General features: G+C 61.9%; 14 protein-coding genes. 2 read left to right on the top strand and 12 right to left on the bottom strand.

From position 1 onward, the window contains the following. Window positions 1-95 precede the first annotated feature (95 nt). The 5 genes from INF35_RS10430 to INF35_RS10450 form a co-directional block, all read right to left on the bottom strand. Window positions 96-914 carry an ABC transporter ATP-binding protein gene (locus INF35_RS10430; RefSeq protein ID WP_193502231.1) on the bottom strand — a complete coding sequence of 273 codons (819 nt, stop codon included), beginning with the start codon at window positions 912-914 and terminating at the stop codon, window positions 96-98. Then, window positions 907-1,830, bottom strand: a complete 924-nt coding sequence (locus tag INF35_RS10435; RefSeq protein WP_193502233.1) for an ABC transporter permease — start codon at window positions 1,828-1,830, stop codon at window positions 907-909. The genes INF35_RS10430 and INF35_RS10435 overlap by 8 nt, the downstream gene beginning before the upstream one ends. 95 nt (window positions 1,831-1,925) lie before the next feature. Continuing rightward, entirely contained in the window at window positions 1,926-2,969 is a 1,044-nt protein-coding gene (locus INF35_RS10440) for an ABC transporter substrate-binding protein (RefSeq protein ID WP_193502235.1), read from the bottom strand. A gap of 477 nt (window positions 2,970-3,446) precedes the next feature. Then, window positions 3,447-5,045: a putative PEP-binding protein gene (locus INF35_RS10445; protein WP_193502237.1), complete on the bottom strand. Its 1,599-nt coding sequence runs from the start codon at window positions 5,043-5,045 to the stop codon at window positions 3,447-3,449. 70 nt (window positions 5,046-5,115) lie between these two features. Next, the gene (locus INF35_RS10450; RefSeq protein WP_193502239.1) at window positions 5,116-6,306 is read right to left on the bottom strand and encodes a patatin-like phospholipase family protein; all 1,191 of its coding nucleotides are present in this window, start codon (window positions 6,304-6,306) and stop codon (window positions 5,116-5,118) included. Window positions 6,307-6,607: 301 nt separating this feature from the next. Between INF35_RS10450 and INF35_RS10455 the strand changes: the two genes are divergently transcribed. Further along, a complete protein-coding gene (locus INF35_RS10455) occupies window positions 6,608-7,534 on the top strand; it encodes a nucleotidyltransferase family protein (RefSeq protein ID WP_193502241.1) in 927 nt (308 codons plus the stop codon). 143 nt (window positions 7,535-7,677) lie between these two features. Here the strand turns inward: INF35_RS10455 and dnaJ are convergent, their stop codons facing one another. The 5 genes from dnaJ to INF35_RS10480 all read right to left on the bottom strand — a co-directional run bounded on the left by dnaJ (window position 7,678) and on the right by INF35_RS10480 (window position 13,791). Next, window positions 7,678-8,847, bottom strand: coding sequence for a molecular chaperone DnaJ (dnaJ, locus tag INF35_RS10460; RefSeq protein ID WP_193502243.1), 1,170 nt, complete (start codon window positions 8,845-8,847; stop codon window positions 7,678-7,680). Between the two features lie 226 nt (window positions 8,848-9,073). Continuing rightward, on the bottom strand, window positions 9,074-10,918 hold the full coding sequence (gene dnaK, locus INF35_RS10465) for a molecular chaperone DnaK (RefSeq protein ID WP_193502244.1): 1,845 nt from the start codon (window positions 10,916-10,918) through the stop codon (window positions 9,074-9,076). 91 nt (window positions 10,919-11,009) lie between these two features. Further along, window positions 11,010-11,669 carry a nucleotide exchange factor GrpE gene (locus INF35_RS10470; protein ID WP_193502245.1) on the bottom strand — a complete coding sequence of 220 codons (660 nt, stop codon included), beginning with the start codon at window positions 11,667-11,669 and terminating at the stop codon, window positions 11,010-11,012. Further along, a complete protein-coding gene (gene hrcA, locus INF35_RS10475) occupies window positions 11,666-12,691 on the bottom strand; it encodes a heat-inducible transcriptional repressor HrcA (RefSeq protein WP_193502246.1) in 1,026 nt (341 codons plus the stop codon). The genes INF35_RS10470 and hrcA overlap by 4 nt, the downstream gene beginning before the upstream one ends. A 554-nt stretch (window positions 12,692-13,245) precedes the next feature. Continuing rightward, window positions 13,246-13,791 (bottom strand): stage V sporulation T C-terminal domain-containing protein, encoded by a 546-nt coding sequence (locus INF35_RS10480; protein WP_193502247.1) that lies wholly within the window; start codon window positions 13,789-13,791, stop codon window positions 13,246-13,248. Window positions 13,792-13,969: 178 nt separating this feature from the next. Between INF35_RS10480 and INF35_RS10485 the strand changes: the two genes are divergently transcribed. Continuing rightward, on the top strand, window positions 13,970-14,449 hold the full coding sequence (locus tag INF35_RS10485) for an NUDIX hydrolase (RefSeq protein WP_193502248.1): 480 nt from the start codon (window positions 13,970-13,972) through the stop codon (window positions 14,447-14,449). 92 nt (window positions 14,450-14,541) lie between these two features. Here INF35_RS10485 and INF35_RS10490 read toward each other — a convergent pair whose 3' ends face one another. Together INF35_RS10490 and INF35_RS10495 are read right to left on the bottom strand one after the other, a co-directional pair. Further along, window positions 14,542-15,873 (bottom strand): hypothetical protein, encoded by a 1,332-nt coding sequence (locus INF35_RS10490; protein ID WP_193502249.1) that lies wholly within the window; start codon window positions 15,871-15,873, stop codon window positions 14,542-14,544. A gap of 132 nt (window positions 15,874-16,005) precedes the next feature. Beyond that, window positions 16,006-17,169: an FtsW/RodA/SpoVE family cell cycle protein gene (locus tag INF35_RS10495; RefSeq protein WP_268885745.1), complete on the bottom strand. Its 1,164-nt coding sequence runs from the start codon at window positions 17,167-17,169 to the stop codon at window positions 16,006-16,008. Between the last annotated feature and the right edge of the window lie 159 nt (window positions 17,170-17,328).

Below are 17,328 nucleotides of genomic sequence, written 5' to 3' on the forward strand. Positions count from 1 at the left end.
TTTCCCTTTCAGCAGGCTTTGCAGCATAAAAAATTCCCTGCAGAAGCCACGTTGAGAGGCTCCGCGGAGGAAGGATTCTTATAGAATTGCACGGTTCAGTCAGCGGCGGTCTGCGTCTTGCTGAGCAGAATCCGGTCGTTGTCCAGCTTGTGTCCCGCATCCCGGGCAAAGCGCTCCAAAAGGCCGTCCACCGTCATGTGGTCCCGCTCTTCTCCGCCGATGTCCAGCACAATATGGCCCGCGTCCATCATGATGGTGCGGTTGCCCAGTTCCAATGCCGCGTGCATATTATGGGTGATCATCAGGCAGGTGATGTTGTTTTCCGCCACAATGCTGCGGGTCAGAGCCAGGACCTTGTCGGCGGTGGCGGGGTCCAGGGCTGCGGTGTGTTCGTCCAGAAGCAGCAGTTTGGGGGTAACCAACGTAGCCATGAGCAATGTCAGCGCCTGCCGCTGACCGCCGGAGAGAAGCCCCACCGGCTGTTTCATGCGGTCTTCCAGTCCCAGGTCCAGGGCGGCCAGCCGGCTGCGGAAGAGCTCCCGCTCGGTTTTGGAAATACGGGAGAAAGGCGAGGTATGTCCCGAAGCCCGCAGATAGGCAAGGGCAAGGTTTTCCTCAATGGTCATGCTGGGAGCGGTCCCTTTGAGAGGGTCCTGGAACAGGCGGCCGATGGTCTTGGACCGTTTGTAGTCCGGCCAGAAGGTGATATCCTTGCCGTCCAGCACAATGCTGCCGCTGTCTGGGATGAAACTGCCCGCAATGGCATTGAACAGGGTGGATTTGCCTGCTCCGTTGGAGCCCACGATGGTGACGAAGTCCCCCCGTTCCAGTTTGAGGTCAATGCCGGTCAGGGCCTTTTTCTCGTTGACCGTGCCGGGATTGAAGGTCTTTTTGACCTGTCTGAGTTCAAGCATCCTGATTGCCTCCCTTCCCGAACATGGCAGCATAGCGGCGGCGCTGGAATTCGGCGCCCTTCTTGAGGGCAGGGGCCGAGATGGCCAGCACCACGATGATGGCGGAGATCAGCTTGAGGGCCTCCGACGGCAGGTTGGCCCGCATGGCAATGGCGATGATAAAGCGGTAGATGATGCTGCCCGCCACCGCCGCCACGGCCTTGGTCCACAGCCCGCCATGACCGAACAGCGTTTCCCCAATGATGAGGGAGGCCAGCCCGATGACCACCATGCCGGTGCCCAGGTTGATGTCGGCGGATTTCTGGTACTGGGCCAGCACCGCGCCGGACAGGGCGGTCATGGCGTTGGCAATGCACAGGCCCACTGTGACGGTGAAGGCGGTATTGATGGAGCTGGCACGCACCATGTCGGGGTTATCGCCGGTGGCACGGATGGAAAGGCCCAGCCGTGTACCCAGGAAGGCGATGAGCAGGGCGCAGACCACCGCCGTGATGAGGGCGGCAGTGATAAGCTTGTAGGGGGCGTTCTCCCCGAACAGCGACTCTGCCATGGTGAACAGTGTGGTCGTCTTGAGCATGGGCACATTGGAGGAAAATCCCATTACCGCCAGATTGATGGTGTACAATCCGGTGTTGGTGATGATGCCCGCCAAAATGGAGGGCACCCCCATCCGCGTTTGGAGAAAAGCGGTGATAAAGCCCGCTGCAGCGCCCGACACCATGGCGGCAAACAGCCCAAGGACGGGATGCCCCGCCACAGCCATGGTGGCGGAGACCGCACAGCCCAGAGTGAATGCGCCGTCGGTGGTCATGTCCGCGATGTTGAGGACGCGGAAGCTCAGAAACAGTGCCATGGCGACCAGAGCATAGATACAGCCCAGCTCCAGCGCGCTCAGCACAATGGCAGTGGTGATCATTGGTATACAGCTCCTTTGGTTGAAAACGCACCGTGCGGGGCAGAGCCTTCTGCCCTGCCCCGCTGTGCGGTGTTACGATTCAGGATATGACCTCGTTATTCGCCCGCGGCAGCGGTGGTGACCTCGACCACTGTGCCGGCCATATCGTTGAAGGCGCTGTAATCCAGGCCCAGGGCGGCAGCGGTCTCGGTGTTGACGGTGATGACGCCGCCCTCCATCACGGTGTAGTCGGAGGGAACGGTAGCGGTCTGGAGGGCATCCACCGCCATGTCGGCGGTCTTGGTGCCCAGGTCGGTGTAGTTGACGCCGCAGGTGGCGAAGGCCCCCGAGGTGACGAAGGAGTCAGCCCCTGCGTAGAAGGGGATGCCTGCATCGGTCAGGGTCTCGGCCACGGCACCGGCTGCGCTCATGATCACGTTGTCGGTGGGGGTAAAGACGGCATCCACCCGATCCGTCAGGCCGTTGACGGCGTCCAGGACCTCGCCGGTGGCGTTGCCGGTGGCCTCCACATAGGCGACGCCCTTATCCTCCAGGTAGGCCTTGGCCTCGGCGATGGGAGTCTCGGAGTTGGTCTCGGAGTTGGAGTAGAGCAGCCCCACCGTCTGGATGTCGGGGTTGACGGCAAACATCATATCCAGGATGAACTTGGTGTCCAGAGCATCGGAGGTGCCGGTGACGTTCTCCAGGTCGGTCAGGCCGGCGGTGGCGGGGTCGGAGATGGCGGCATAGACCACAGGGATGCTGCCGTCCACGGCGTTGACCATGCACTGGGCCGCCAGGGAGGCGATGGGGATGACGGCGTCGTAGCCGTCGGAGACCACCTGGCTGCCGATCTGGTTGAGGATGCTGCTGTCACCCTGGCCGTTGAACTCGGTATACTCGATGGTGACGCCGTCAGCGGCGGCCCGGGCATCCAGCTCGGCCTCAATGGCGGTGCGGATCTCGTCCAGAGAGGAGTGGTCCACCTGCTGGACAATGGCGATGCGGTAGCTCTCGCCCTCGCCGGAGGTAGCCTCGGCCGTGGCGGCGGAGGACTGGCCGGCGGATGCAGACTGGCTGGAAGAGGAATCGCTTCCCGAGCAGGCGGCCAGGGACAGGGCAAAGGTGGCGGCGGTGAGAACAGCAAGCAGTTTTTTCATGGTAGTTTCTCCTTTTTTATCTGGCATGAGGATGGATGGGCGTTCGGTCTGTTCTGCCGCGCCATCGCCGGCCGGGATGGAGACTGGTTTTCATAGGCTGTACGCTCCCTTTCAACAGGTTCCGGGATGCGGGTATAAAAAAACTGCCCCCGCACAACCCCAGACGGGTGTTGTGCAAGGACAGGACAAATCCAAATTGATTTGGCGACCTGCGGTGCCACCTTGCTTGCCGCGTTGATCCGGCGCGGCCCCTTTGCGGAGAACCATCATTCCCCTGCCCTGTAACGGAGGCTTCCGTCATCGGATACTCAGCCCTGCGGCCTTTCCCCGTGCCCTCTGCGAACCATTTGTCTGCCCCGCTTCCGGCCCCACTCCCAGCAACGGGGGCTCTCTTTGCGTGCGCCTGCAGTTTTACTTTCGCTTCATTGGTTTGAAGTTATTTAATCACATCCACTTTGATTTGTCAACACTTTTTGTTCAACTTTTTGTTTCCGCCGGGGAAGTCTTCGCCGCCAGATCCATCTCCATAAACTCCGCCTTAAGGTCATTCAGGCTGATCCATTCCAGGCAGAAGGCGCGGATACCGTCCCGCAGATAGCTTTCCATCTCGGGCAGGTCCCGGGCCATAATGCCGCACATGTACACCGGGACATTCCGGTCCGCCGCCATCCGGCAGACCATATCCACCAGCCGCCGCACAGCGGGGGCATCGGCCCGTTCATACCGGCCCTTGGAGCTGTCGCTGAGTCCGGCCGCCACCGTGTAGTGCACCAGATCGTCAATGTCGATGGCCAAAAACTTTGCCCCGTGGTCCATGATCTGGTCCGCCACCAGCGCGGCGGCGGGGATCTCAATGAGACAGCCGAACTCCAAGTCATGGGCATAGTCCACGCCACGGCGGTCAAGGCGCTCCTTGCAGCGCTCCACCTCCTGCATCACATCGTCCCATTCCTCGGGGCCGGTGATCATGGGCAGCACCACACGCAGGCCGCCCCGGGTCCCCGCCCGCAGAAGGGCCGTGATCTGGGTGGAAAGCCGGCGGCGGTTTTCGGCGGCGCGGCGAACATCCTCCACCCAGGGCGCGGCGTCGTCGGCGCCCACGTCCCCGGTGCGTACAGTGACCGGACGGCCTCCCGCCGCTCCCAGGCAGTTGATGTAGTGATAATACTGCTTTTCCTCTCCCAGATGGTCCAGCAGCAGCTGCTCGGTGCGTACCAGTCCGATGGCGTCGGCTCCGGCATGCATAGAGTTTTCAATATCCTCCGGCGAGGAGGCACTGGCGTACAGTGCCACCGGCGTACCATCCCTGGTGATGCAGGGCTTGCCGGCCAGGGCATGGCGTTTGCGGTTTTTGCGCTGCAAAAGCGCCAGCCGATGGTTGGCCTGGGCGATATCATCGGGGGTGGGGTCCACGATCATGGTACCTGCCTGACCGTCGATGAGGGCCTCGTGCCCTTCGGCCAGTGCAGCCATCCCCTTGCCCAGCCCGAACACCGCCGGGATGCCCATGGTGCGGGCCATGATGGCCGCATGGCTGGTTTCGCTGTCGTTGTCGGCGGCAATGCCCAGGATCATGGAACGGTCCAGGGAAAAAATATCGCTGGGGAAGAACAGATTGGCCACCAGAATGGACGGCTGGGTCAGATGCAGTTTCTGGCGGGGGCGTCCGTCCAGAATATCCACCACCCGGCGGCAGGCATCCCGCACATCCACGCTGCGCTGCCGGATGTAGTCGTTGTCCACATTGTTGAGCCGCGCTGCAAAAATCTGTTCAGCACGCTCCACCGCCGCGGCGCTGCCTGCTCCCGCCGATATGTAGTCGCCGATCTCATTGGTGAAGGAATCGTCCTCCAGCAGTGCGATCTGAAACATCAGGATATCGGCATCCGCTCCCTGGGCACGCTGCTGCAGCTGGGTCAGCTCGTCCTTGGCCAGCACAATGGCCGCCTCGTACAGAGCGCGCTCCCGGAACGGATCACTGACGATGCGGTGCAGGCCCACGATGCCCCGGTCCAGCCGCACCACCGGTCCCACTGCCACGCCGGGCGATACTTTGATTCCCTTGAATGCAGGCATAAACTTCCCCCTTTCCTGCCGCGGCGCCCAGCAGGCTGTTGCCGAATCCTTCCGCCGCGCCGTGCGGCCTTTACCAGAATACGCCGGTGCCCATCCCCGACAGGGTGTGCGAGACCAGCGCCGTCACAAAATCTTCGGGTGCGGCAGCCGCCATGGCCGCCTCCCCCACTACGTTGCCTTCCTGTCTGCCCAGCAGGATGGGAAACCGGTCGGCCGGGTCCCGGTCGAAGCTTCCCAAAAAAGTCAGGGCCAGCAGCTTTGCCGTCATGGGTTCGTCGGGCGGCACCTGCATCCGCTCCGCCGCCATCTCCAGCGGCGCCAGTGCAGCAGCCGTGGGGGCGGTGGGGTCTTTGTCGTAGGTGGGCGGATACCCCTTGACCTGCCGCGCCATGCTCTCCGTCAGCCAGAGGGTCGGCACCCGTCCCGCCGCCTGAGTGAGAGCCGCACGGTAAGCCGCCGCAAAATCCGAGAGGAACCGATCCTCCGACGGCAGAATGGCATAGGCAGTGCCGCCCACCCGTCCGAACAGGCGCAGCGTATCCAAATACCCCAGCTTGATGTTGCGCCGGGCACGCTCGCCGTCAAATTCAAACAGGGGGCCGAGATCCCAGTGGCTGTGAATGATCCGGGTGGGCAGGCCGGTGGTGTTGGGACGGCTGATGCCTACCCCGTCAATATCCACCGCAATGAGCTCGGTGGCTCCCATACGGGCTGCCAGGCTCATGGGCATGTTGTCACTCCAGCCGCCGTCAATATACTTGACCCCGTCGATCTCCTGGGGGCGCAGCGCCGGAAAACAGGCGCTGGAAGCCATCATATACTCTTTGAGCCGCCCCCGGGGGATCTCTTCCAGGGTATACTGGTGGGAGCGCAGAGTGTTCATCTCGGTCATGACCAGACCGTACCGGATAGCAGAGGCCCGCATGACCCCCTCGTCCAGATAATCGTCGATGGTGGAGCCCAGGGGCTCGATGTTCATGCCGCCGCTGCGCAGCACATCCAGAAGAAAGTCCCGCAGCTCCTCCGGCTTTTTGCCCTGGGGGACCTCCAGCACGCCGTGCACATCCAGCGTCTGCCAGAGCTGCTCGGCCTCGGCCAAATGCCCCATGACGAACAGCGCGCCATTGAGAGCGCCCACACTGGTGCCGGTGATGAGTTCCGGCTGCCAGCCCACCTCCCGGAGGGCCTGATAGACCCCCACCTGGTAGCTGCCCTTGGCTCCGCCCCCTGCCAGCACAAGACCTTTTGCTTCGCCCCGCATGGTGCTCCCCTCCCCGTCCGGTATTTTTTTCATTATATCATAACCGGCCGCAATTTATATACCTTATTGTCAAATTTATTTAACTTTTTTCGGGGCCGGTATCTGCCCGGACCGGTCCGCTCTGTTTGACTGCATTATAACATTGCTGCGCCCAAAATTCCACTGACAAAACCAATGCTTTGCGGGCAAGCGGCAAATGTCTCTCCGGGCGGCTTGCATCCGGAGCCTGGGGCGTGTATGATAAAAACAGAATCCGAGCTGCCCCATCCGCAAGGGCGCAGCCGAAAAAGGAGTTTTTGGGATGAGCAACAAACCGATTCTGGTAGTGATGGCCGCAGGCATGGGCAGCCGCTACGGCGGGCTCAAGCAGATCGACCCGGTCGGTCCCTGCGGCGAGGCCATTCTGGACTACAGCCTCTACGATGCACGGCGGGCGGGATTTTCCACCGTCGTCTTCATCATCAAGCATGAGATTGAGGAGGACTTCAAGCACACGGTAGGCGCCCGGGCCGAGCAGGCAGGGCTGGAAGTGCGGTATGCCTTCCAGCAGCTGGACATTCTGCCCGAGGGATTTACGGTGCCGGAAGGCCGGGTCAAGCCCTGGGGCACCGCCCACGCGGTCCTGTCGGCGGCGGGATGCATCGACGCTCCCTTTGCTGTCATCAATGCTGACGACTACTATGGTCCCACCTGCTTCCGGCTGATTTATGAGTATCTTTCCACCCACGCCGACGGGGACAAATTTGCCTGGGCCATGGTGGGCTTCCACCTCAAAAACACCGTCAGCGAGAACGGTTCGGTCAGCCGCGGCGTCTGCGTGACCGATGAGGCCGGCAATCTGGTCTCGGTCACCGAGCGCACCCGCATCGAACCCCGGAACGGAGCCATCGCCTACACCGAGGACGAGGGCAAGACCTGGGTGAAGCTGCCCGGCGACTCTCTGGTCAGCATGAACCTGTGGGGCTTCACCCCCAGCTTTGTCGCGGCGGCACAGCAGGGATTTGCAGACTTTCTGCGTCAGAATGTGCCTGTCAATCCCCTCAAGTGCGAGTATTATCTGCCCAGCGTGGTATCTGCCGCCCTGGCGGACGGCCGCGCCCAGGTCCGCGTGCTGACCAGCCCCGACAAGTGGCACGGCATCACCTACCGGGAGGACAAACCTGAACTGGTGGCAGCGCTCAAGGCCATGACCGACGCAGGCACCTATCCCCAGGGACTGTGGAAGTAAATCCTCTTTCCCGGCCTTTTCCCATAAAAATACCGGCCCCCATCCCAAGGCACTGACTGTGCCGGGATGGGGGCCGGTTTGTTGTTATGGAGTTTGTGGCCGCGCGACCGCAGGATCGCGGCGCCCAACCGCGCCGTGACAGGTCACATGAAGCGGTCTTTCAGATTCTTAAAAAATCCCTTGCGCTTTTCGTAGTTTTCATCCCGCAGAGAGTCCTCAAAATTCTTGAGGGCGTCACGCTGTGCTTTGGTCAGCTTTTTGGGGATTTCCACATCGACCACGACGTACTGATCGCCGCGGCCTCTGCCGTTGAGGTACTGGATGCCCTTGCCCCGCAGGCGGAACTTGGTGCCGCTCTGGGTACCTTCCGGAATGCGGTAGGCCACCTTGCCGTCCACGGTGGGCACCGTGATCTCGGCGCCCAGCACCGCCTGGCTGAAGGTGACAGGCTCATGCACCCAAACATCGAAGCCGTCCCGCTCAAAGACCGGATCGGGCTTGACGGTGACGTGGACGATCACGTCGCCTGCCGGGCCGCCGTTGGTACCGGCGTCGCCCTGGCCGCGCAGCGCGATGTTCTGGTCATCGTCGATGCCCGCCGGGATGCGGACTTCCAGCGTCTTGCGGGAGCCCGTCTTGCCGGTGCCGCGGCAGGTGTGGCAGGGGTTCTTGATGATGGTGCCCCGGCCGCCGCAGTAGCTGCAGGGCTGCTGGCTCTGCATCACGCCGAAGGGTGTGCGCTGCTGGGTGACCACATAGCCCCGGCCGCCGCAATGGGGGCAGGTCTCGGGACTGGTGCCGTGTTCCGCGCCGGAACCGCCGCAGTCGCGGCAGGTTTCCTGACGGTTGATGGTGACGGTCTTGCTGCATCCGTGGGCCGCCTCCTCAAAGGTGAGGATGACGCTGGCCTGGATGTCATGGCCCTTGCGGGGGGCATTGGGATTGGCCCGGCTGCCGCCGAACCCACCGAACCCGCCGCCGAAGCTGCCGCCGAAAATGTCGCCGAAAATATCACCGAGGTCGACGCCGCCGAAGCCGCCGCCAAAGCCACCTGCACCCGCGCCCTGGCCTGCCGCGTAGTTGGGATCTACGCCCGCAAAGCCGAACTGATCGTACCGCTTGCGCTTTTCCGGGTCGGAGAGAACGTCGTTTGCCTCATTGACCTCCTTGAACTTTTCCTCGGCTTCCTTGTCGCCGGGGTTCAGGTCAGGGTGGTACTTTTTGGCAAGCTTGCGGTAGGCACTTTTGATCTCGCTATCGGTGGCGTTTTTGCCGACGCCCAAAACCTCGTAGTAATCTCTCTTATCTGCCATATTATCACACCTTTCCATTCGCTGTTCCCACCGGCGCGCATTGGCGCCTGTCAAAGCAGGCCCAGTGACTGGCTGTTGACCCCACAAGGGCCGCCGCCGGGCAAAGTACGCCGGCGACGGCCAGTGGGTTTCATTTCACAGCTTCAGGGTCCGCACCGGCTCCGGCCGACTGCCGGACGGCGGCCGCAGGTTCCGTCGCCGGTGCTTGTCCTGTTACAGATTGATTTTAGACCTCATGGAAGTCGGCGTCAACGGCGCCGTCATCGGTCTGGGATGCGCCGCCCTGTGCACCCGCGTTGGGGTTGGCGCCGGGCTGCTGCTGGGCCTGCTGGGCCTGAGCAGCCTGCTGATAGACCTTCTCGCTGATGGCGTAGAATGCCTTCTGCAGTTCTTCCTGCTTTGCCTTGATGTCGTCGATGGTACCGGACTTCAAAGCTTCCTTCAGGGCGCTGACCTTGGTCTCGATGTCGCTCTTCTCAGAGGCGGAGATCTTGTCGCCGAACTCGTTCATGGCCTTCTCGGTCTGGAAGACCATCTGGTCGGCATTGTTGCGGATATCCACTTCCTCACGGCGCTTCTTGTCCTCGGCGGCATACTGCTCGGCATCCTTGACAGCCTTGTCGATGTCGTCCTTGCTCATGTTGGTGGAAGCGGTGATGGTAATGCTCTGCTCCTTGCCGGTGCCCAGATCCTTGGCGCTGACATGGACGATGCCGTTGGCGTCAATATCGAAGGTGACTTCGATCTGAGGCACGCCGCGGGGAGCCGGAGCGATGCCGTCCAGATGGAAGGTTCCCAGGCTCTTGTTGTCGCGGGCAAACTCACGCTCGCCCTGCAGGACGTTGACTTCGACGCTGGGCTGGTTGTCGGCCGCAGTGGAGAAGACCTGGCTCTTCTTGGTGGGGATGGTGGTGTTGCGCTCGATGATCTTGGTGCAGACACCGCCCAGAGTCTCGATGCCCAGGCTCAGCGGGGTGACATCCAGCAGCAGCAGGCCCTTGACATCGCCCTGCAGAACACCGCCCTGAATGGCAGCGCCCACAGCAACGCACTCATCGGGGTTGATGCCCTTGAACGGCTCGCAGTTGAGCTCCTTCTTGACGGCATCGTAGACAGCGGGGATACGGGTGGAACCGCCGACCATCAGGACCTTCTTCAGGTCGGAAGCATTCAGGCCCGCATCGGCCAGAGCCTTGCGGACAGGGGTCATGGTGCGATCGACCAGATCAGCGGTCAGCTCATTGAACTTGGCGCGGGTCAGGGTCATATCCAGATGCTTGGGGCCGTTGGCGTCCGCGGTGATGAAGGGCAGGTTGATGTTGGTGGAGGTAGCGCTGGACAGTTCGATCTTAGCCTTCTCGGCAGCTTCCTTCAGACGCTGAGCAGCCATCTTGTCCTTGCGGAGGTCGATGTTGTTCTCACGCATGAAGTCCTCAGCCATCCAGTCGATGATGCGCTGGTCGAAGTCATCGCCGCCCAGGTGAGTATCGCCGTTGGTGGCCAGGACTTCGGTGACGCCGTCGCCCATCTCGATGATGGAGACATCGAAGGTGCCGCCGCCCAGGTCGTAGACCATGATCTTCTGGTCGGCTTCCTTATCGATGCCGTAAGCCAGAGATGCAGCAGTGGGCTCGTTGATGATACGCTTGACGTTCAGGCCTGCGATGGTGCCTGCGTTCTTGGTGGCCTGACGCTGGCTGTCGTTGAAGTAAGCGGGGACGGTGATGACCGCCTCGGTGACCTTCTCGCCCAGGTAAGCCTCGGCGTCAGCCTTCAGCTTGGCCAGGATCATGGCGCTGATCTCCTCGGGGGTGTAGTCCTTGCCGCCGGCATGAACCTTCTCGGCAGTGCCCATCTTGCGCTTGATGGAAGAAATGGTGTTTTCGGGGTTGGTGATGGCCTGGCGCTTTGCCACCTGGCCCACCAGACGCTCGCCGGTCTTGGTGAAGCCGACGACGGAAGGCGTGGTACGGGCGCCCTCAGAGTTTGCGATAACGACAGGCTCGCCGCCTTCCATAACAGCGACGCAGCTATTGGTAGTACCAAGGTCGATGCCAATGATCTTGCTCATAATGATGATCTCCTCTCGAATGAATGCATATTCAAAATGTTGGTGAATGTTGATTTTATATGACCGGTCCTTTGCAGGATCGATACGTCATTTATTCAGCCACAACCACGGTGGCGTGGCGGATGATGCGGTCGCCGATCTGGTAGCCTTTCTGGAATACCCGGACGACGCTGCCGCTCTCCTGCCCTTCCTCGGGCGGGACCTGCTGGACGGCGTTCATGAAGTTGGGGTCAAAAGGCTTGCCCAGCGCTTCGATCTCCACCACATGCAGCGTTTCCAATGCCTTGGCGGCTTTGTCCAGGGTCATGGTCACGCCCTTCTTGTAGTTTTCATCGGTGCAGGGGGCGTTGGCGGCCATGTCCAGCGTATCCAAGATGCCCAGGATCTGGGTCACCGCATGGGAAACGCCGTCGTTGAACTTCTGGTCGGCCTCCCGCGCCGAGCGCTTGCGGTAGTTGTCATATTCCGCTGCGGTGCGCAGCAGCTGGTCACGCAGATCGGCGGATTTCTTCTCGGCCGCTTCCAGCTTGGCCTTGGTGGCCTCCAGCTCCCGGGCCTTGCCGCCGAACCAGTCCTTCTTCTCCTTGCCGGAGGTCTTGGGCTGTTCTGCCTTGTCGGTGGACTCTTCTTTTCCGGAGGTTTCGGCGGCAGCTTGAGATTCCTCCTTCGCTGCGGCGGGCGCTTGTTCCTCCGGTGCGGGCTTTGCGTCCGCTTCGGGCTGGACGCCCCGTGCCTTGGTTTCTTCGCTCATTCTTGGTCCTCCTGTCTTTTGCCGGACATGCTCTGTCCGAGCTTACCGGTAAAGTAATCCAAAATGGGAATCAGTTTCTGGAACGGCATTCGGCTGGACCCGATGATGGCCATGGTTCCGGTCAGGCCGCCGCCTGCAAGATACCGCTTGCAGACGATGCACAGCCCCGGCATTTCGGGGTCCAGGTCCTCGCCCAGCTTGGCGGTGACCCGCCCTCCTTCCGGCTGCAGCAGCTCGGTGGCTGCCCGATTGTCGGAAAAGATCTCCAGCAGAGTGCCGAGATTCTCCCGCACATCGGCGTTCTGTGCCAGATACTGAGCGCCTTCCAGGTAAGCCTGGGGGCCGGTGCGGACCAGCGCCTCGGCGGCCGCCACAACGGGGGCCAGCCGCTCGCCTGCTGCCATGCGAAGGCTTGCGCTGAGCATGGGGGTCAGATCCTCGGGGGAGACGAACGTCAGCCCGCGGTTGAGAAGCTGCGCCAGAGCCGCCGCATCGCTGCGGGAGAGACCGGTATCCACCCGGGCCACCCGGGTGCGGACTCCGCCGGCGCTGGTCACTGCCAGGATTGCCGCCGAGTACCGGCCAACCTGCACCACCTCAAAGTGGGCGATGCAGAGGTCGTCGGCCCGGGGGGTGGTGGCTGCTGCTGCGCAGCCGGTGTAGTCGGCCAGCGCTCTTGCCGCCGCGGGAGCCAGCTTTTCCGGCTCCACGTCCATGGTGGCGAACAGCTCATCAATCTGCTCCCGGTCGGTGTCCTCCAGCTGCATGGCGTCGGGGCCTTCCAGCAGGTGATCCAGATAGTACCGGTAGCCTTTGGTGCTGGGCACCCGGCCTGCGCTGGTGTGGGGCTGCTCCAGCATTCCCAGCCGTGTCAGCGCCGCCATCTCATTGCGAAGCGTCGCGCTGGACACCGCCATGTCAAAATAGTGGGCCAGCAGCCCGGACCCCACCGGCTCGCCGTCCAGAGCATACAGGGCAACGATGGCCTCCAGGATCCGCTGCTTGCGTGCATCCATTGCCATCTTCCCCGCCTCCTGTTCTCACGGTTCTGTTTGTTTTTAGCACTCTATGTTCCCGAGTGCTAAGTTTATTATATTCCAACCTTTCCCGCTGTCAAGGGTTTTTGCAAAAATCTTTGAAAGTTTAACAGTTTCGTCACAAAGCAGGAGAGAAATCCAACCGCAGCGGCTTTCGGATTCTCCCTTCCGCCCGCATTTGCCCGCAAACCGGCAGATACAGAGACTTTTCCCAGACTCTGAGGCTATTTCAGGCAGACCGGAGAGCCCCTTTCTTCTGTCCGGGAGAAGGTGTCCCTGCGCGGTTTCCTCCTTGTCTTCTGCGCGGCGGAGCGCCCCTCCGGCAGCCGGCTCCCGGACGGATTAGCAATACCCCCTCCCCTGCCGCAAGGAATCCGCCGCAGCCCTGCCGGGCATGAGCTGGCCATGGGATTTTCCAAAATCAACAAAGCCGCCGCCCGGTCACCGCGGAAGGCCATGGGGCTCTTCCGCCAGAGATTCCGGTCGGCGGCTTTTCGCTTTGGGCGGCATGGACAGCGGAACAGCATGGGCCGCGGCCGTCATTCCTCCATCCAGCGTGCGAGGAATGCCGCCGCAATGCGCATGGCCCCGGTCTGAGCGTCATCGGGCGGGTCGGTTCTGGCACTGCCCAGCAGGCAGACACCGCCCTCAATGTCCCCGCCCACCACGATGGGCGCTGCGCATTCCAGGGTGCGGCTATCCACGCCGGTCACTGCGTGGACTTTCCGGGACGGATCCCGGGGTGCCGTATAGATTCCCCGGGCTGCCAGCAGCTTTTCCAGTTCAGGGGTAATGTGCTTGCCCAGCAGTTCTCCCCGTGTTCCCCCCGAAACCGCCACCACGGTATCACGGTCACAGACCATGACCGGGGCGCTGAGCTGTTTGGCCAGCACCTCGGCATAAGCGCCCGCCAGCTCATTGAGCTCGGCCATTTGAGAATACTTGCGGAAAATCACCTTGCCGTCCGCTTCGGTAAAAATTTCGAGTGCGTCGCCCTGGCGGATACGCTGGGTACGGCGGATCTCTTTGGGGATCACCACACGGCCCAGTTCGTCAATACGGCGCACAATGCCGGTTGCTCTCATTGCGGAACCCTCCCTCTGGTTCTCCCGGCCGAATAGCCGGGCTTTTTTGGCTTCCTCTCTAGTGTGCCGTGGCGCAGCCAAAATATACCTGCCGGTTTTCCCGTTTCATGGCAGGTCTTTTCAAGCCGGACGACGGCAGGTATAATAGCGGTAGATCACACACAGGAGGCTTTGGCCCATGGAAGAGCTTTTGCAGACAACGCTGTGCTATCTGGAGCAGGACGGCTGCTATCTCATGCTGCACCGCGTAAAAAAGAAAAATGATGTCAACAAGGACAAGTGGATCGGCGTGGGCGGCAAGTTTGAGCCGGGAGAGGATGCCCTTGCCTGCGCCATGCGGGAAGTGCTTGAAGAAACCGGCTATACCATGGACCATCCCCGCTACCGGGCCATGGTGGATTTCTACTGTCCCCCCTGGCAGCCCGAGCGGATGCACCTGTATACCTGCGATGCCTTTTCCGGCACGCCTCATCCCTGCAACGAGGGCGACCTGGTCTGGGTGCCCCGGGACCAGGTGCAGGCTCTGCCCATCTGGCAGGGAGATAAAATTTTCTTTGACCTGCTGGACCGGGACGCGCCCTTCTTCCATCTGGAACTGTTTTATCAGGGCGACACCCTGGTCCGGGCTGTGCTGGACGGACGGGAGCTGACCCTTTGATTTCTCCCACTATAATAAATAAGAAAAACCGGGCGGCAGTCCCCTTGCGGGATGGCCGTCCGGTTTGTTTGTCTCTCTATTTGTATGCGAAGTCAGCGGTGCAGGGCACGGCGAAGGCGTCCGGTTCCCGCTTTCAGGCTGCAGGCATGCCAGACAAAGGCAAGGCCTGCAAACAGCGTCACGCCCAGTGCCCGCCAGGTAAACCAGCCGTGCTGGATGGAATGGGTGCGCAGCAGTGCCAGCCACGCCGGGGCGGACAGCGCCACCAGCGCCAGAGGCAGCGCCTCGAGAAGTTCTTTTCGCCCGCGAAGGCAGAGCCCAAAGGCAGCGATGCAGACCACCGCCAGGACCATCAGGGGGATCAGCAGTCCTTTGCCGGTGAGGGTCTCAACCACAAAGCGGATGATGTTGCCCCAGGTCAGTTCCATGCCGTGCCAGGTATCGGCAGAGGTGCGCACCGAGGCCTGATGCAGGGCATCCCCGATGATATCCTGTCCCGTCACCGCACCGGCCAGCACCCATTTGGAGGCCCAGCAGACCGCATAGCCTGCTCCCCAGCAGAGCGCTCCCCCGCAGACCACACCGCAGCGGCGAAGAGGCGTATCCTCCCGGACACGCCGGTCCAGCAGCCATACGGCCAGGGGCAGCCCCAGCGTCAGGATGGGGGTGACCAGCAGGTCCAGAAAGGCGGTGCAGACGCCGGTGACCACCAGCCCCGCTGCCAGAACATCCGGCGTGCGGGGGCGTGCCAGCACCCAGATGCAGGCTCCGTAGGCCACTGCAAAGCAGGTGAAGAACTGCATCTGCCGCGGCACAAAGAAGCAGGAGACCATCAGCTGGCTGACCGCAAACCAGAGGGCCGCCCGCCAGCCGCAGGCCTTCCAGAGCTGCCGCAGCAGCAGGCAGGCCAGCACCGCAAACAGCAGGTAGTTGGCGATGCGCACCTGGCCGTAAGTCAGGAACATCAGAAGCGGCCGCAGCCAGATGAGATAACCGTGCCAGTACCGTGCGTAGGAAAAGGGCTCCAGCCCGGTATCGGCGCCGGTTTTGCCCTGAGCCCGGGCATCCAGATAGGCAGCCAGATCGTCGGGCAGGGTCTCGAAGTTGTCCACGTTGTAAGCGGTGGAGGTCATCATGGCCTGCAGGGGGGAGGTCTCGTCGGCACTGGCCGCCTCAAACAGCATGATGGTGTCGGTGTAGTTGTCCATCTGGAACAGCTTGAAGCCGAAATATTCCGGGTAGAGCCCCTCCTGCTGAAGCAGCGGGACCGACCGGGCAATGTTGGCCCGCACCGGCTCCCCCGGCAGGGCATAGGCCGCCAGAAGCAGCACAAACAGGATTACCAGCGCCGCAGCGCCGGACAACACTCCGCGGCCTGCCGCGCGCAGGGGGGAGACTGATTTCTTGGATGGGGAAGCGGGCATGGAAGGCCCTCCTTTTCCGGGATGCTGAAAACTTGCGGCATCCGTCCCCTTCCTGCGGCAAAGCAAAAGAGGGCAGACGGTCCGCCGCTGCCCTCTTATTATAATGGAAAAGCCCTCATGCTTCAACCGCGGCTAGTCTGCCTGCCGGGAGACCGACAGCACAATGCCCATCTCTCCCAGCAGCATCATGAGGCTGGTGCCACCCGAGGAGAAAAAGGGCAAGCTGATGCCGGTGTTGGGGATGGTGTTGGTGACCACGGCAATGTTCAAAACCGCCTGCAGAATGACCTGCACCACAAATCCCACCACCAGCAGGGCGCCGAACCGGTCCCTGGCCCGCACGGCGATGGACAGTCCCCGCAGCAGCAACAGCAAAAACAGCAGAATCACCACCGCCGCCCCCACAAAGCCCAGCTCCTCGCACAGGATGGAGAAGATAAAGTCGTTCTGGGGTTCGGGGACGTAGAGGTATTTCTGGCGGCTGTTGCCCAGTCCCAGCCCGGCCAGTCCTCCCGACGCAATGGCATACAGGCTCTGGATGGTCTGGTGACCCTCTCCCAGAGGGTCCGCAAAGGGATTCTGCCAGGATTCCAGACGGTCGGTGGCATAGGGCACCAGCTCGGGCAGCAGAATGACCGCCGCCGCAATGGCTCCCGCCGCCGCGCCGCCCGCCAGGCCGAACCACTTGAGCCCGGTGCCGCCCACAAACATCAGCACCGCCCCGATGCCCAGAATGAGCAGCGTGCCCGACAGGTGGGGCTCCAGCAGCATCAGCACCGTGACCACCCCCAGAATGATGCCGAAGGGCAGCACTCCCGTAGAGAAAGTTTTCATCCGGTCATGGTTGAGGGAGATGATGTGGGAAAACACCAGCACCACCGAGAACTTGGCGATCTCACTGGGCTGCAGGGTTCCCAGCCCCGGCAGCACGATCCAGCGCTTGCAGCCGTTGTACTCCGGCATGAACAGCACAAGGGTCAGAAGCACCAGCGAGATGCCCATCATGGGCCAGGCCAGTCTATGCCAGACGTGGTAGTCGATGAAGGACGCCCCGTACATGGCAATGACCCCCAGCACCGCAAACAGCAGCTGGGGCCGGATGTAGGTATAGGCATCCCCCCGGCGGTAGAGTGCCACCGCGTACCCCGCCGAAAACAGCATCATCAGCCCGAAGCATACCAGCAGCAGCAAGATCACCAGAAAGGGCAGATCCAGCGCCGGGGCCCGGGCAATGCGCTGCCGGACGCTGTTCAGCACGCCGGCGGCTCCCGGCCGTTTCTTTGACAGCTGTGCCATTTGTATCCCTCCTTTTGATGGAAAGACCATCCTGTCTATTGTACGCGGGCGGTCGGGGTTTTAGTCGGGGCGGCGGAAAGCGGCAGACAAAAAAAGACTGCCTGCCCTCCCCCATGTTCCGGGGAAAGGCAGGCAGCCGTCTTATTCTGATAGGGAATG

Origin of the sequence: Gemmiger gallinarum, from assembly GCF_014982805.1 — a bacterium.
Taxonomy (GTDB): Bacteria; Bacillota; Clostridia; order Oscillospirales; family Ruminococcaceae; genus Gemmiger; species Gemmiger gallinarum.

Excerpts from the sequence above, each read along its gene's own strand:
- INF35_RS10455 (WP_193502241.1), top strand. The coding sequence starts at position 6,608 with ATGAGCAACAAACCGATTCTGGTAGTGATGGCCGCAGGCATGGGCAGC.
- INF35_RS10485 (WP_193502248.1), top strand. The coding sequence starts at position 13,970 with ATGGAAGAGCTTTTGCAGACAACGCTGTGCTATCTGGAGCAGGACGGC.
- INF35_RS10440 (WP_193502235.1), bottom strand. The coding sequence starts at position 2,969 with ATGAAAAAACTGCTTGCTGTTCTCACCGCCGCCACCTTTGCCCTGTCC.
- dnaJ (WP_193502243.1), bottom strand. The coding sequence starts at position 8,847 with ATGGCAGATAAGAGAGATTACTACGAGGTTTTGGGCGTCGGCAAAAAC.
- dnaK (WP_193502244.1), bottom strand. The coding sequence starts at position 10,918 with ATGAGCAAGATCATTGGCATCGACCTTGGTACTACCAATAGCTGCGTC.
- INF35_RS10445 (WP_193502237.1), bottom strand. The coding sequence starts at position 5,045 with ATGCCTGCATTCAAGGGAATCAAAGTATCGCCCGGCGTGGCAGTGGGA.
- INF35_RS10430 (WP_193502231.1), bottom strand. The coding sequence starts at position 914 with ATGCTTGAACTCAGACAGGTCAAAAAGACCTTCAATCCCGGCACGGTC.
- INF35_RS10490 (WP_193502249.1), bottom strand. The coding sequence starts at position 15,873 with ATGCCCGCTTCCCCATCCAAGAAATCAGTCTCCCCCCTGCGCGCGGCA.
- INF35_RS10495 (WP_268885745.1), bottom strand. The coding sequence starts at position 17,169 with ATGGCACAGCTGTCAAAGAAACGGCCGGGAGCCGCCGGCGTGCTGAAC.
- INF35_RS10450 (WP_193502239.1), bottom strand. The coding sequence starts at position 6,306 with ATGCGGGGCGAAGCAAAAGGTCTTGTGCTGGCAGGGGGCGGAGCCAAG.
- INF35_RS10480 (WP_193502247.1), bottom strand. The coding sequence starts at position 13,791 with ATGAGAGCAACCGGCATTGTGCGCCGTATTGACGAACTGGGCCGTGTG.
- INF35_RS10435 (WP_193502233.1), bottom strand. The coding sequence starts at position 1,830 with ATGATCACCACTGCCATTGTGCTGAGCGCGCTGGAGCTGGGCTGTATC.
- hrcA (WP_193502246.1), bottom strand. The coding sequence starts at position 12,691 with ATGGCAATGGATGCACGCAAGCAGCGGATCCTGGAGGCCATCGTTGCC.
- INF35_RS10470 (WP_193502245.1), bottom strand. The coding sequence starts at position 11,669 with ATGAGCGAAGAAACCAAGGCACGGGGCGTCCAGCCCGAAGCGGACGCA.